Below are 14,753 nucleotides of genomic sequence, written 5' to 3'. Positions count from 1 at the left end.
CAGCCGGCCGGCCCCCCGTCAGTGCTCGTCGATACGGACCTGCGGCGGGCCGTCATGCCACGTGCAGAAGATCGTGGTGGTGTCGGCCCCGGAGACGAAGTCCACCCGGATCCACTCGGTCTGCTTCCACACCTGCATCTGCCATCCGCCGTCCGGTGTCGCCGAGACCAGATCCGCCGATGCCGCCCGGATGTCGAAGACCGCCCGGCCGCCCTTGGCCGGATAGCTGCGCACCTCTCCGCTCTCCTCCGGCCGCACCGTTTCCTTCCGGGGCGGCGCCTGCGTCGGCTTCCGGCTGCGCCCGGCCGAACCGGACTCCTTGTCCCTGTCCCCATCGGATCCCGCGTCCGCCCCCGGACGTGAAGGCGAGGACGACGAAGAGGGTGAAGTCGCGGACGGCGACGGCGGTTTGGGCCGGTGCGTCGAGGAGGACCAGGCCCCGTTCGCCGAACGGGAGCCGTCCGCGATCGGCAGTGCGCGCGGCGGATCGTAGGCCGTTCCGGTCAGGACGGTCCGCACGCCGTACCACGACAGCGTGACCGCGGCGCCGGTCGCGAGGACCCACGCCAGACATTGGACCAGACCTCTTCGCATCTTCCCCATCTTGCCTCACCCGAATGGCGTACGGTGCCGCTCATGGCAAGTGTGCTCGTCGTCGAGGACGACCAGTTCGTACGCTCAGCCCTCATCCGGCAGTTGACCGAGGCGTCCCATACCGTGCGCAGCGTCGGCACCGCCCTGGAGGCGTTGCGCGAGGTGGCACAGATCGGATTCGACGTCGTCATTCTGGACCTCGGCCTGCCCGATCTGGACGGGGCGGAGGCACTCAAGATGCTGCGCGGCATCACCGATGTGCCGGTCATCGTGGCCACCGCCCGTGACGACGAGGGCGAGATCGTCCGGCTGCTCAACGACGGCGCCGACGACTACCTGGTCAAGCCGTTCTCCGTGGCGCATCTCTCCGCCCGGATGACCGCCGTGCTGCGCCGTGTGCGCGGGGGCGGGGCGGGCGAACCGGGCCGTGCGGCGGCGCCCCCGGCGGTGCTCCGGGTCGGCGGGCTGGCCGTCGATCCGCTGCGCCGCCAGGCCCAGTTGGACGGGGTGACGCTCGATCTGACCCGGCGGGAGTTCGATCTGCTGGCCTATCTGGCCGGGCGGCCCGGCGTCGTGGTGCCGCGCCGGGAGCTCCTCGCCGAGGTCTGGCGGCAGGCGTACGGGGACGACCAGACGATAGACGTCCATCTGTCCTGGCTGCGCCGCAAGCTGGGCGAGACGGCCGCCCGGCCGCGCTATCTCCATACGCTGCGCGGGGTCGGCGTCAAACTGGAGCCCCCGGCGGAGCCCACGTGAGATGGGCCCTGGTCAAGGTCTGCCTGGCGGTCACCGCGATGGTGGTGGTCGCCTTCGCCGTACCGCTCGGCCTCGTCGTCAAGGAACTGGCCCGGGACCGGGCGTTCGCCGACGCCGAGCGGCAGGCCGCCACCATCGGCCCGGCGCTCGCCATCACCACCGAGCGGTCGCGACTGCAGCGCGCGGTGGCCAGCACCCAGGCGGGCGGGGACGGCCGGATGGCGGTGCATGTCCCCGATGAGCCGGGCGAGCCGGGGAGCGGCTACGACCTCGGCAAGAGCCGTGCGCCCAAGGGCGAGCTGGCCACCGCGCGGCGGCTCGGCCGCGCCTCGGTGTCCGCCGCCCCCGGGGGCTACGCACTGCTCCAGCCGACCGCGCTGAGCGGCGGTCAGGTCGCGGTCGTGGAGGTGTTTGTCCCGCGTGGGGTGGTCACCAGCGGGGTGACGACGTCCTGGCTGGTGCTGGCGGGGGTGGGCCTGGCGCTGATCGTCGGCGCGGTCGCCACCGCCGACCGGCTCGGCACCCGGCTGGTGCGTCCGGCCGGGCGGCTCGCCGACGCCGCCCACGACCTGGGCCATGGCGAACTCGGGGTGCGCGTGCCGGAGGACGGCCCGGCCGAACTCCGGGCGGCCGCCGCCGCGTTCAACTCCATGGCGGACCAGGTGGTCCAGCTCCTGGCCGGTGAGCGCGAGCTGGCCGCCGACCTCTCCCACCGGCTCCGTACGCCGCTCACCGTGCTGCGTCTCAACGCCGCCTCGCTGGGCGAGGGACCGGCGGCCGACCAGACCCGCGCCGCCGTCGCCCAGTTGGAGCGCGAGGTCGACCAGATCATCCGTACCGCGCGCCAGCACAAGACGCACACCCCGTCCGGCTGTGACGCCTCCGAGGTGATCCGGGACCGGATGGAGTTCTGGTCCGCGCTCGCCGAGGACGAGGACCGTACGGTGCGGCTGGCCGGGGTCGACCGGACCGTACGGGTGCCGGTCGCCCGCCCCGAACTCGGCGCCGCGCTGGACGCCCTGCTCGGCAATGTCTTCCGGCACACGCCCGAGGGCACGGCGTTCGCGGTCGACGTCCACGAGGGTGGGGACGCCAGCAACTCAGTGATCATCCTGGTCTCCGACGCGGGCCCCGGTATCGCCGACCCGGCCGCGGCGCTCCGCCGCGGCCACGGCGACGGCGGCCCCGGCTCGACCGGCCTCGGCCTGGACATCGTGCGCCGGGTCGCGGAGTCCACGGGCGGCGATCTGCGGATCGGGCGGTCGGTGCTGGGCGGCACCGAGGTGCGGGTGTGGCTCTCGCTGAACGGCGTCGGCTCCGCGGACCCGGGGCAGCGGCGGCGCGGCCGTAAGCGGAAGACCCGGGGCCGCACCCGGCCCAAGGAGCCCGCGGAGCATTAATCGCCGCCCATGGGTTCCTTAAGGCAGCCATAAGATCCATGGCCGGTGCACGGATCCTGCCGTTTGTCCGACTTCCCCTCGCTAGCGTGGCGCCCGCACCATCACCCCCCACACCCGCACAGCGAAGGCAGGGACCTGATGAGCAGCACGCACCGTCGCAAGGCGAGCCGGACCACCAAGGTGATCGGCGCGACCGCCGCCGCCGTCGTGGCCGGCGGCACGGCGTTCGCGCTCAGCGGGGCGGCGAACGCCGGCACCGTCTCCGAGAAGCCCGCCGCGTCCGAGAAGGCCGCCGCGGCGGCGAGCGGCGGCTTCGCCCCGTACATCGACACCTCGCTCTACCCCGCCTACGACATGGTGGGCACCGCCGAGAAGACCGGCGTCAAGCAGTTCAACCTCGCCTTCATCACCTCCGGTGGCGGCTGTACCCCCAAGTGGGGCGGCGTCACCGAGGTCGGCGACAACGAGGTGGCCAACCAGACCGAGAAGCTGCGGGCGGCCGGCGGCGACGTCCGGGTCTCCTTCGGCGGCGCCTCCGGCTCCGAGCTGGGCCTGGCCTGCACATCGGTGGACGAGCTCGCCGCGGCCTACGGCAAGGTCGTGGACACCCTCAAGCTCACCAAGGTCGACTTCGACATCGAGGGCAGCGCGCTTCCGAACAAGGAGGCCAACACCCGCCGCGCCCAGGCCATCGCCAAGCTGCAGCAGAGCAACCCCGACCTGGACGTCTCCTTCACCCTTCCGGTGCTCCCGACCGGCCTCACCCAGGACGGTGTCGACCTCGTCGCCGACGCCAAGAAGAACGGGGTGAAGGTCTCCGCCGTCAACATCATGGCGATGGACTACGGAGCCTCCTTCGACGACGACATGGGCCAGTACGCCATCGACGCCGCCACGGCGACCCAGGGCCAGATCAAGGGCGCCCTCGAACTGAGCGACGACGAGGCGTGGAAGGCCGTCGCGGTCACCCCGATGATCGGCGTCAACGACGTCAAGAACGAGATATTCAAGGTCGACGACGCCTCCCAGGTCGTGGAGTTCGCCAAGTCCAAGGGGCTGGCCTGGCTGTCGATGTGGTCCGCGACCCGCGACAAGCAGTGCCCCAGCCCGCAGGACACCGCGTCGCCGACCTGCAGCTCGATCGACCAGGAGGAGCTCGCCTTCACCAAGGCGTTCGGCGCCTACAACGGCTGAACGGCTGACGTCGGCTGACACCGGCGGGCCCCACACCGCCCGTCAGCCGCATAGGACGCGGGGCCTGACAGCCACATGAGCCGCGGGGCCCCTCAGCCCCGTAAGCCCCACCACCACCCCCCACGGCACCCCCCACACGGCGGGGCGCGGACGGAATCCCCCACCCGCCGCGCCCCGCCGTTTCCGTCGTCCTAGGGGCGCTGGGGCTCCTCGGCGCGCTCCGCCTCCTCATGCTCCTCGTGCTCCGCCACCTGCTCCCTCGTGGGCTTGGCGATCTGGCCGTTGATACCGAAGTAGCTCCGGGACAGCGAGACGCGCAGCCTCTCCATGACGGAGAGCCTGCGGGCGACTCCGGCCTCGTCGACCGTCGGCGGCAGCTCCAGCGGCTCGTACTGTTCGTACGCGGTCATCGTGTACTTCTCGGCCGGTGACAGCGGCTCGTGCACCTCGACGAACTCGCCGTGCGGCAGCCGCTCGATGATGCCGGTCTCGCGGCCGTGCAGCAGCAGCTCCCGGTCCTTGCGCTGGAGGCCGAGACAGATCCGTTTGGAGATGATGAAGACCACGACGGGCACCACGAAGAAGCCGATGCGGCAGGCCCAGGTGATCGCGTTGATCGACAGATCGAAGTGGGTGGCGATGAGGTCGTTGCCGCCACCCAGCAGCAGGACCCCGTAGAGGGCGACCCAGGCGTTGCCGAAGGCGGTGCGGGTGGGGGCGTTGCGCGGGCGCTGGTTCAGATGGTGCTCGCGTCTGTCGCCGGTGATCCATGCCTCCAGGAAGGGATAGAGCCAGATCACCAGCAGCACCGTGGGGAAGATCAGGAAGGGGATCAGCACGCCGAGCACCAGGGTGTGGCCCCAGAGATTGATCTCCCAGCCCGGCATCAGCCGGATCAGCCCCTCGGAATAGCCCATATACCAGTCGGGCTGGGCGTCGGTGGACACTTGGTCGGGCCGATAGGGGCCATAGGCCCACACCGGGTTGATCTGGGCGATGGCCGACATCAGCGTGGTGACGGCGAAAACGAGGAAGAAGAAACCGCCGGACTTGGCCACATAGACCGGCCAGAGAGGCGGCCCCACGATATTCATGTTCTTCTTTCCGGGCCCCGGGAGATGCGTGTGCTTGTGGTAGACGAGCAGGATCATATGGAGCGCCAGCAGCCCGAGCATGATGCCCGGAATCAGCAGTACGTGCACGGTGAACAGCCGTGGCACGATCGCGGTCCCCGGGAATTGGCCGTCGAAGAAGAAGAACGACAGATAGGTGCCGACGATCGGGATCGACAGGATCGCGCCCTCCATGAAGCGCAGACCGGTGCCGGACAGCAGATCGTCGGGCAGTGAATAGCCCATGAAGCCGTCGAACATTCCGAGAATCAGCAGACCGGCGCCGGAGAGCCAGTTGATCTCGCGGGGTTTGCGGAAGACGCCGTTGTAGAACGTCCGCATCATATGGGCGAGCATGCTGGCGATGAAGATGATCGCCGCCCAGTGGTGGACCTGTCGCATCAGCAGTCCACCGCGCACATCGAAGCTGATGTGCAGGGTGGACTCGTACGCCTGCGACATGCGGATGCCGTTCAGCGGCGTCCACCGGCCGTCGTAGACCACCTCGTTCATCGCCGGTTTGAAGAACAGGGTCAGATAGACGCCGGTCAGAATGATGATGATGAAGGTGTAGAGGGCGATCTCGCCGATCAGGAAAGACCAGTGGTCGGGGAAGACCTTGCGCAGATTGGCCTTGCCCATCTTGAAGAGGCCCACCCGGCCGTCGAACCAGTCGGCGAGGGCCTCGCCTTTTCCGGCGGGCGCGCGCCGGCCGGATCCCTCATCGCGGAACCTCTGGCGGCGCTCCGGAAATGCTCTCATGTCTCAATGGGTTTACCAGGCATTCTCAAGGGATGACGGCGCTCTTCGGCCGGGTGGATCAGGGTGTAACCCCTTTGAAGGAAGAACGCACCGGCCCGGTTGCGCCCCTGTGCGCCGCCTCGACTGCCATCCGCGGCGCCGCCCGCCCCCCAGCGGGCGGCGCCGCGGACGCAGGTCCTTACGCCGGAAGCTCTCCGGTGCGGGCCACCTGGGCATACCAGCGGGCGCTGGACTTCGGCACCCGGGCCTGCGTCTGATAGTCGATGTAGACCGCGCCGAAGCGCTTGCTGTAGCCGTACGCCCATTCGAAGTTGTCCATCAGCGACCACAGGAAGTAGCCGCGCAGATCGGCGCCGTCCGCGATGGCCTGGTGGGCGACGGCCAGATGGTCCCGGAGGTAGTCGATCCGCCGCGGGTCGTGGACCGCGCCCTCCGCGTCCGGCTTGTCGTCGAACGCGGCGCCGTTCTCGGTGATGTACAGCGGTACGCCCGGCGCCTCGCGGGTGTAGCGCATCAGCAGGTCGTGCAGTCCGGTCGGGTCGATCGTCCAGCCCATCTCGGTGCGCTCGCCCGGCGTCTGGTGGAAGGCCACCTGCTCCGAGCCCGGCCAGGGGGAGTGGGCGCTGGCGCCGTGGCCGTCGTGGCGGGCGGGCGAGCCCTCGTTGTCGGTGCCGGCTGCTACCAATGACGGTGTGTAGTAGTTGATGCCCAGCGCGTCGAGGGGGTGCTTGATGACGGCCAGATCGCCGTCCCGGACGAACGACCAGTCGGTGATCGAGGCGGTGTCCTTGATCAGGTCGGTGGGGTACGCCCCGCGCAGCAGCGGCCCGGTGAAGACGCGATTGGCCAGCGCGTCGATACGCCGCGATGCATCCAGGTCCTCGGGCTTGTCGCTGAGCGGCCGGACCACGGCCGGGTTGATGCTGATGGCGATCTGGGCACGGGCGGGGAGCGCGGCGCGCAGCGCCTGGGCGCCGAGGCCATGGGCGAGGTTCAGATGGTGGGCGGCGCGCAGCGGGGCCAGCCGCTCGGTGCGGCCCGGGGCGTGCACCCCCGAGCCATAGCCCAGGAAGGCGCTGCACCACGGCTCGTTGAGGGTGGTCCAGAACTCGACGCGGTCGCCGAGCGCCCCCGCCACGATGCCCGCGTACTCGGCGAACCGCTCGGCGGTCTCGCGCTCCGGCCACCCGCCCGCGTTCTCCAGCTCCTGGGGGAGGTCCCAGTGGTAGAGGGTGAGCACCGGCTGGATGCCCGCGCCCAGCAGCTCGTCCACCAGCGAGCGGTAGAAGTCGAGCCCGCGCTGGACGGCCGGTCCCCGGCCGGTGGGCTGCACCCGTGACCAGGACACCGAGAAGCGGTACGCCGCCAGGTTCAGCTCCGCCATCAGCCGGACGTCCTCGCGGAAGCGGTGGTAGTGGTCGACGGCCACATCACCGGTGTCACCGGCGAGCACCTTGCCGGGGGTGTGGCTGAAGGTGTCCCAGATGGACGGGGTGCGGCCGTCCTCCTGGGCGGCGCCCTCGACCTGATAGGCGGCCGAGGCAGCGCCCCACAGGAATCCGGGCGGGAAGGTAAGGGTCATGGAAGCGCTCCCATTCGAGGTCGTGGGGAGGGGGTAACGGGGAGGGAGGACGGAGTGGTGGTGGCGGGCCGCTCAGCCCTTGACCGCGCCCTGCATGATGCCCCCCACAATCTGCTTGCCGAAGAGGACGAAGGCGATCAGCAGCGGCAGGGTGCCCAGCAGCGCCCCCGCCATGATCAGTGATTGATCCGGGGTGTACCCCCGGCTCAGACCCGTCAATGCCACCTGCATGGTCGGGTTGCCGTTCTGCGTGAGCGCGATGAACGGCCAGAAGAAGTCGTTCCACGATTGGACGAAGGTGAGCATTCCCAGCACCGCCATCGCCGGGCGCGCCGCCGGGAAGACGACATGCCAGATGATCCGCAAGCTGCTCGCGCCGTCCATCCGGGCGGCCTCGATCAGCTCGGTCGGCAGCGCCTGGGTGAGGTACTGCCGCATGAAGAAGACCCCGAAGGCGCTGACGAGGGTCGGCACGATGACCGCCTGGAGCTGGTCGGTCCACTCCAGCTTGGCCACCATCATGTACAGCGGCACCACGCTGAGCTGGGGCGGCACCATCATCGTGCCGATGGTGAGCATCAGCAGGATGTTCTTGAAGCGGAAGCGCAGCTTGGCGAAGGCGAAGCCCGCGACGGTCGAGAACAGCACGGTCGACGCCGCGACCGTGCCCGCCACCACCGTCGTGTTGAGCAGCGCGGTGCCCATGTTGGCGCCGTTCCACGCCTTGTCCAGGTTGTTGAAGAGATTGCTGCCGAACCACAGGGGCGGGGGCGTCTGGGCCAGCCGGGTGTTGGTGCGGGAGGCGGCGATGGCGGTCCACACCAGCGGGAAGAGCGAGCCGATGGTGAACAGGATCAGCACGGCGTAGGTGATCTTGCCGCCGTGCAGTTGCCTGCCCGCCCGGTTGCGGCCCTTTCCGTCCCGCGGAGTGGTGTGCGCGGGAGCTGCCGGATCGAGTGTCTGCCGGGAAGAGACAGTGGCGCTCATGGTTCTCCTCGTCTCCCTCACTGGCTCTTTCGCAGCCGTCGCGCGAACAGCGCGTTGGCCGCGGCGATCAGCAGCAGGATCAGGAACATCGTCCAGGCGATGGCGGAGGCCCGGCCGAGGTGCAGGTTCACCCAGCCCTGCTCGTACATGTACAGGCCGAGCGTCTGGTACTGGTGATCGGCGCCGCCGGTGGCCGTCCCCGCGGTGTTGAACAGCAGCGGCTCGCCGAAGAGCTGGGTGGCCCCGATCGTGGAGACGACGACCGTGAAGAGGATGGTGGGCCGCAGCGACGGGACGGTGACATGCAGGAACTGCTTCCAGCGCGAGGCCCCGTCCAGCGCCGCCGACTCGTACAGATCGTTCGGCACGGCCTGCATGGCGGCCAGGTAGATCAGCGCGTTGTAACCGGTCCACCGCCAGATGACGATCGTGGAGACCGCGATCTGCGAGGTCCAGGTGCCGTTCTGCCAGTCGATGCCGTCCAGTCCGACCAGCCCCAGAGACCAGTTGACCATGCCGTAGTCATGCCCGAAGAGCAGCGCGAACACCAGCGTGGCGGCAGCGACGGAGGTGGCGTACGGGGTGAGGATCGCCACCCGGAAGAACATCGAGGCGCGCAGCCGGTAGTTGAGCAGATGCGCGATCCCGAGGGCCATCATCAGCTGGGGAACGGTGGAGATCACCCCGATGGTGAAGGTGTTCCGCAGCGCTTTCCAGAAGAACTCGTCCTCCCACAGCCTGGAGAAGTTGTGCCACCCCGCCCATTCCATATGGGTGGGGTTGGTGAGCTCCACTTGGTGCAGCGAGGCCCACCCGGTGTAGAGCAGGGGGAAGAGGCCGAAGGCGGCGAAGAAGACGAAGAAGGGGGCGACGAAGGCGTACGGGCTCCATCGCACGTCCCAGCGGTAGCGGCGGCTGCGCCGGTCGCGACGCCGCTGCTCGGCCGGGTCGGGCGCCGGCGCGGTCGCGGCGCGCGGGGCCGCGCCCCCCTGCCCTGCGGGGGGCGCGGCCGTATCAGGGGTGAAACCGGAAGGTGCGGTCATGTCCGGGTCACTGGTCCAGCGCGTTGTCGTTCGTCTTGATCGCGGCCTTCCAGCCTTCGTCGGCGGACTTGCCCTGCTGCTCCACCTGGAGCAGGCCGACATCGGTGAAGTTCTGCTTGATGACGGCGTCCTTCGGGCCCAGGACCTGCGTCGGACTGTCCTTCGCGGCCTGCGAGAAGATCTTGCCGATGGGCGCGTTGTTGAAGTACGGGAGCTTGGCGTCGGCCACCTGGGGAAGGCTGTACGCGGCCTGGGCGCTGGGGAAGCTCGCCTGCTTCTCGAAGAGCTTGGCCTGCTGCTCGGGTGCGGTCAGCCAGGTGGCGAGCTTGACCGCCTCGTCCTTGTTCTTCGCCGCCTGCGGCACGGAGAGGAAGGAGCCGCCCCAGTTGGCGGGCTTGGGGGCGGCGGCGACGTCCCATTTGCCCTTGTACTTGTCCCCGGCGTACTCCTTGATCTGGCCGAGCATCCAGGCCGGGCAGGAGGCGGTGGCGAACTTGCCGTTGGCGAGCGCCTGCTGCCAGGGCTTGGTGAACTCCTGGAGCCCTGCGGAGAGTTTGGCCGCGGACGCGTCGGTCGCCAGCTTCCACGCCTTCTTGACGGCCGGGCCGTCCTTGTAGATGGGCTTCCCGCTCTTGTCGTAGTAGACCTCCGAGCCGCCGGAGACCGCCGCGTTGAACAGTCCGCCGGCCGAGTCCAGGAACGCGGCTCCGCCCGGCGCCTTCTTCGCGTAGTCCTTGCCGGCTTCGAGGTACTTCTGCCAGTCGCCCGCCCAGAGCTCGGAGACCGCGTCACGGTCGGCCGGGAGCCCGGCCTGCTGGAAGAGGTCCTTGCGGTAGCAGATCGCCATCGGGCCCACGTCCGTGCCGAGGCCGATCGTCTTTCCGTCCTTGGCGGTGGCCTGCGCCCACTTCCAGTCGAGGAAGTTTTCTTTTTTGACGCCGTCCGCCTTCGAAAGATCAACGAACTTGTCGGCCTGGGTGGTGGTCACCTCATTGATGTTGCCCACCTCGACCGCCTGGATATCGGCGAGCCCGCTGCCCGAGCCGAGATGGGTGAGCAGCTGCGGGTAGTAGTTCGAGGCCGGGTCGATCACATTCTCTTCGATCTTGATATCCGGGTGCAGCTTGGTGTACTCGTCATAGAGCCCGGCCTGTTTGAAACCCATGACGCCGTACGTGCCGACGGTCACGACCGTCTTGCCCTTGCTGTCCCCGCCGCCGGACGAGCCGGCGGATCCGTCGTCGCCGTCATCGGCGCAGCCGCTGAGCAGCCCGACTCCTAAAGCGGCGACGGCCGCGAGGACCACGGCTCTGCTGCGGTGACTACCAGTGTTCCTGCGCATTCCGTCCTCCTAGCGCCCCGCCCAACGGCTTCCGGCCAATACGTAGCGATACATGGGTTTTTGAGATGCATCGAGCCGAGTGGACATCGTGCGGGTTGTGTATGGCTCAGGTACTGTGGGAGCGCTCCCAGCTGTGATGTGTTGAAGGGTCGCGGCTCCCCGCTGGGGTGTCAAGGGAGCGCGCGAAACAACTTCCCGAAACCACACTGCTGTTGAATGACTTCGCAGCCGCCCATTGGGGGGTTGGAGCTGCTGGGTACGGACGGCTGGAGGCGCGATATGGCAGGAACGCGGCGGCATGGCGCGGGGCGGGGACGGCCGACCCTCGAGGAAGTGGCGGCCCGTGCCGGAGTCGGCCGCGGCACCGTCTCCCGCGTGATCAACGGTTCGCCGCGGGTCAGCGACCGCACCCGGACAGCCGTCGAGCAGGCCGTCGCCGAACTCGGCTATGTGCCCAACCGGGTGGCCCGCGCGCTCGCCGCCAACCGTGCCGACGCCGTCGCCCTGGTCATCCCCGAGCCCGAGACCCGGCTCTTCGCCGAACCGTACTTCTCCGACATCATCCGCGGCGTCGGCGCCGAGCTCGCCGACACCGATCTGCAACTGCTGCTGACCCTCATCCGCACCCCCAAGGAGCGGCAGCGGCTCGCGGACTACCTCTCCGCGCACCGGGTCGACGGGGTGCTGCTGGTCTCCGTGCACGCGGACGACCCGCTGCCGGACCTGCTGGAGCAGATCGAGATGCCCGCGGTGCTCAGCGGCCGCCGCTCGGCGCACGAATCGGTCCCGTACGTCGACTCGGACAACACCGGGGGCGCCCAGTCCGCCGTGGAACACCTCATCGGCCGTGGCCGCTCGACGGTCGCCACCATCACCGGACCGCTGGACATGTATGTCGCGCAGTGCCGCCTGGAGGGCTACGGCGCCGCGATCCGGGCGGCCGGCCGGGAGGTGGAACCGGAGCTGGTGGCCGCCGCGGACTTCACCGAGGAGGGCGGCCGCCGGGCCATGAGCCAACTCCTCGACCAGCGCCCGGACCTGGACGGGGTCTTCGCCGCCTCGGACGTGATGGCCGCGGGCGCCCGGCAGGTGCTGCGCGAGAGCGGGCGCCGCGTCCCGGACGATGTGGCGCTGGTCGGCTTCGAGGACTCGGCCGTCGCCCGCCATATGGACCCTCCGCTCACCAGCGTCCGGCAGGCCACGGAGGAGATGGGCCGGGCGATGGTGCGGGTGCTGCTGGAGGAGATCGAGGGGCTGTCGGACCGCACCTCCAAGCGGCCGCAGATGGTACTTCCCACCCAACTGGTGCGGCGGGAGTCGTCCTGAGGGGCAAAGCGTGTGGGGCCGGTGGTCGCGTCTTCGCGATCACCGGCCCCACCTTCAGGGGACGGGCCGATTACAGCGCCGGGTAGGCGTTCTTCAGCAGCTCCTGGAACTGGGCCGAGAACCAGTGGCCCGACAGCGGAGCGTTCCCCAGCGCACCCGACATGTTGTTGCCGTTGCGCGGGTTGCCGGTGTACGTCGGGTCGCACATCCGGTCGAAGCCCTTGCCCTCGTCGTTCGGGATCTGGGAGCTCGCCCCGTCCGACTCGCCCGGGGGCTTCATCCACACGTATGCGTCGATCCCGGCCGCCGGTGCCGCCTTGGGCCGCTCACCGAGTCCGGCGCCGGACTGGTTGCACCAGTTGCCGATGTGGATCCGGCGGTCGTAGCGCCCGCCGTTGATGTACGTGTCCACGTCCGTCTTCGCGCCGGGGCCGCTGGGCCGGGCCGAGCCGCCCCAGCCGTTGCGGGAGGTGTCGATCAGCGCGCCGATGTTGCTCGGGAAGCCGACGTTGACCAACTCCTGGCGGAACGCCTGGGCGAAGGAGAGCTCGTCCACGTACTGGTTCCAGTCCACCCACTTCGACTGGCGCACGGTGGTGCCGTTGACCGAGTCGTTGACGGTGAAGTTGTTCTCCTTCAGCGCGCTGTAGTTGGCCGTGTTGACGATGATGCCGGCCACCTTGTCGACCGTGCTGCCCTCGGCCGTCGCCGCCTGCTTGATCACCTGGGCGGTGGGGTTGAAGTTGCTGTCCCAGCCGATCCAGCCGTGGTGACCGGCGTCCACGTAGTTGTAGACGTTGCCGATCGAGCCCAGCTTGTTCAGGGCGTAGCCGACGCCCTTCACATAGTTGCCGTTCGCCTTCATCGTGTCGCACTGCGGGGTCGCGGTGGCGCTGCCGCCGGTGTTGGTGACCAGGTTGGGCAGCGAGTCGATCTCGATCGTGGTCACGATCCGCAGATTGGAGTTGGCGTACTTCGACTCGGAGAGGATCGCCGCGATCGGGTCGATGAACTGCGTCTTGTACTTGTCGATCTCGGTCGGGCCCAGCTCGCCGTTGGACGCCAGCGCGGAGCAGTCACGGCCGGGCAGGTCGTAGACCACTAACTGGACGACGGTCGGGCTGCCGCCCGACTGCTGCAGCGCCTTGTCGAGGTGGGCGCGCAGCCCCATCGCCCCGCCCGTGCCGTTGATCGCGGCGATCCGGTCCAGCCAGATGCCGGTCGGCTGGTTGGAGACCTTGCTGCCGCCGGGCTCGGCGGCGGCCTTCGCCGACCAGTCGGGGTTCACATACACCTTGGCGCCCGCGTACGGGTTGTCGACCTTCGCGGCGGCCGCCCTGCCGCTGTCCACCTGGGCGGACGCCACACCGGTCAGCGCCCCCATGGTCAGCGCGGAGGCGGCGAGCAAAGTGCCCGCCATTCGGATTCTGCGGCTCATTGCATTCCCTTCAGGTGATCACGGAGTCCCACGCCGAAGTTGGTCGGCGTGCCGTTGTAATCGCTGATCAGAGACGGGCCCGAGGAACAGTCCCAGGTGTTCCAGGTCCAGCCCAGATACGAGGCGCCCTTGGCGTCCAGCCAGGCCATGACCCGGTCGATATAGCCGTGGGAGCAGGTGTTCTCGCCGATCTCGCCCGCCACGAACGGGACCTGGGCGATGACCGGGGCGAGCTGTTCGTCGAAACAGCTCTCGCTCGAGCAGGTGTTGAAGTTGTAGGTGTGCCAGGCGGCGGCGAGGTTACCCGCCGGGTCGTTCGGCTTGTACGTCAGCCACTGGCGCAGATCGTTGGAGTAGGCGACCCCGGGGATCAGGACCAGGTTCTTGGCGCCCGCGGTCCTCACGGCGTTCAGCAGGGTCTGCATCCCGGCGACCTGGAAGTCGATTCCGGGGCAGCTCCCGCCGTCGCGCCAGCACTTCCACGCCGCCGTGAGATCGGAGGTGGCGCGGTCCGGGAACGGCTCGTTGAACAGGTCGAAGACCACGGCCCGGTCGCTCTTGAAGGTCTGGGCGACCGAGGTCCAGAAGGCCGGGGTGTACTGCGCGTTCGGCATCGGCTTCTGGCAGGTGGCGTACGCGGTGCCGGGGCAGTGGCTGTCCCCTCCGGTGTAGGTGCCGTGGGACCAGTGGAGTTCGACGATGGGGGTGATGCCATGGGCCTCCAGCCGGGCGACGAGTGCCTTGACCGCCGCGATGTAGTTGGCCCCTCCGTAGGCCGGGTCGATATGGGAAAGGCCCAGCCAGCACTCCTCGTTGAGCGGGATCCGGACCGCGTTGACCTTCCAGTCCGCGATGGCCTTGACGGAGGCGTCGTCCACGGGGCCGTCGAAGATGCCGTATCCCTGGACGCACATGAACTCACCGCCGGAGCGGTTGACGCCCAGCAGCCGCCGGGTGGCGCCGTTCTCGTCGACGAGCTTGTTGCCCGAGGCGCGCAGCTTCGGCGGTGCGGCGGCGTTCGGGCGGAGCGGCTTTGTCGCCTTCGACGGCTTCGACGGCTTCGACGGCGCGTCGGCCGGGGCGACCGACGCGGTGGTCGTGGCCGACGCGCTCGCCGCCGAGGCGGTGGCGCCGGTGGGCACCAGGGCGGTGCCCACCACGGATAAGACCGCGGCGGCCACCAAGGCGTAAAGACGCGGGGGTGCTCGCATGGAGCG

12 protein-coding genes are annotated in these 14,753 nt (G+C 69.2%); 4 read left to right on the top strand and 8 right to left on the bottom strand.

Annotated elements, in window-relative coordinates:
* Positions 1 to 18: 18 nt before the first annotated feature.
* A complete protein-coding gene (locus tag BLV72_RS11580) occupies positions 19 to 594 on the bottom strand; it encodes a hypothetical protein (protein WP_093470303.1) in 576 nt (191 codons plus the stop codon).
* 42 nt (positions 595 to 636) lie between these two features.
* Here BLV72_RS11580 and BLV72_RS11575 point away from each other — a divergent pair, with 42 nt between their 5' ends.
* From BLV72_RS11575 to BLV72_RS11565, 3 genes are all read left to right on the top strand, one after another.
* The gene (locus BLV72_RS11575; RefSeq protein ID WP_208905609.1) at positions 637 to 1,350 is read left to right on the top strand and encodes a response regulator transcription factor; all 714 of its coding nucleotides are present in this window, start codon (positions 637 to 639) and stop codon (positions 1,348 to 1,350) included.
* The gene (locus tag BLV72_RS11570; RefSeq protein ID WP_093462026.1) at positions 1,347 to 2,750 is read left to right on the top strand and encodes a HAMP domain-containing sensor histidine kinase; all 1,404 of its coding nucleotides are present in this window, start codon (positions 1,347 to 1,349) and stop codon (positions 2,748 to 2,750) included. Before BLV72_RS11575 ends, BLV72_RS11570 begins: the two co-directional genes overlap by 4 nt.
* 138 nt (positions 2,751 to 2,888) lie before the next feature.
* Positions 2,889 to 3,944 carry a chitinase gene (locus BLV72_RS11565; protein ID WP_107417398.1) on the top strand — a complete coding sequence of 352 codons (1,056 nt, stop codon included), beginning with the start codon at positions 2,889 to 2,891 and terminating at the stop codon, positions 3,942 to 3,944.
* A gap of 191 nt (positions 3,945 to 4,135) precedes the next feature.
* Here BLV72_RS11565 and qcrB read toward each other — a convergent pair whose 3' ends face one another.
* The 5 genes from qcrB to BLV72_RS11540 all read right to left on the bottom strand — a co-directional run bounded on the left by qcrB (position 4,136) and on the right by BLV72_RS11540 (position 10,772).
* Positions 4,136 to 5,818 carry a cytochrome bc1 complex cytochrome b subunit gene (gene qcrB / locus BLV72_RS11560; RefSeq protein WP_093462025.1) on the bottom strand — a complete coding sequence of 561 codons (1,683 nt, stop codon included), beginning with the start codon at positions 5,816 to 5,818 and terminating at the stop codon, positions 4,136 to 4,138.
* A 178-nt stretch (positions 5,819 to 5,996) separates the two neighbouring features.
* Positions 5,997 to 7,400 carry a GH1 family beta-glucosidase gene (locus BLV72_RS11555; RefSeq protein WP_093462023.1) on the bottom strand — a complete coding sequence of 468 codons (1,404 nt, stop codon included), beginning with the start codon at positions 7,398 to 7,400 and terminating at the stop codon, positions 5,997 to 5,999.
* Between the two features lie 72 nt (positions 7,401 to 7,472).
* Positions 7,473 to 8,387, bottom strand: a complete 915-nt coding sequence (locus BLV72_RS11550) for a carbohydrate ABC transporter permease (RefSeq protein ID WP_093462022.1) — start codon at positions 8,385 to 8,387, stop codon at positions 7,473 to 7,475.
* Positions 8,388 to 8,404: 17 nt separating this feature from the next.
* Positions 8,405 to 9,430, bottom strand: coding sequence for a carbohydrate ABC transporter permease (locus BLV72_RS11545; RefSeq protein WP_093462020.1), 1,026 nt, complete (start codon positions 9,428 to 9,430; stop codon positions 8,405 to 8,407).
* A 7-nt stretch (positions 9,431 to 9,437) separates the two neighbouring features.
* The gene (locus BLV72_RS11540) at positions 9,438 to 10,772 is read right to left on the bottom strand and encodes an ABC transporter substrate-binding protein (protein WP_093462019.1); all 1,335 of its coding nucleotides are present in this window, start codon (positions 10,770 to 10,772) and stop codon (positions 9,438 to 9,440) included.
* Positions 10,773 to 11,051: 279 nt separating this feature from the next.
* Between BLV72_RS11540 and BLV72_RS11535 the strand changes: the two genes are divergently transcribed.
* On the top strand, positions 11,052 to 12,098 hold the full coding sequence (locus tag BLV72_RS11535) for a LacI family DNA-binding transcriptional regulator (RefSeq protein WP_093462017.1): 1,047 nt from the start codon (positions 11,052 to 11,054) through the stop codon (positions 12,096 to 12,098).
* 70 nt (positions 12,099 to 12,168) lie between these two features.
* On the opposite strand, the gene BLV72_RS11530 is transcribed toward BLV72_RS11535, so the two are convergent.
* On the bottom strand, positions 12,169 to 13,536 hold the full coding sequence (locus BLV72_RS11530; RefSeq protein ID WP_093462016.1) for a glycoside hydrolase family 6 protein: 1,368 nt from the start codon (positions 13,534 to 13,536) through the stop codon (positions 12,169 to 12,171).
* Positions 13,533 to 14,747 (bottom strand): glycoside hydrolase family 5 protein, encoded by a 1,215-nt coding sequence (locus tag BLV72_RS11525; protein WP_093462014.1) that lies wholly within the window; start codon positions 14,745 to 14,747, stop codon positions 13,533 to 13,535. The genes BLV72_RS11530 and BLV72_RS11525 overlap by 4 nt, the downstream gene beginning before the upstream one ends.
* Positions 14,748 to 14,753 lie beyond the last annotated feature (6 nt).

It is taken from the genome of Streptomyces melanosporofaciens (assembly GCF_900105695.1).
GTDB lineage: Bacteria > Actinomycetota > Actinomycetes > Streptomycetales > Streptomycetaceae > Streptomyces > Streptomyces antimycoticus.
This window is presented reverse-complemented; position numbering and strand designations above follow the sequence as displayed.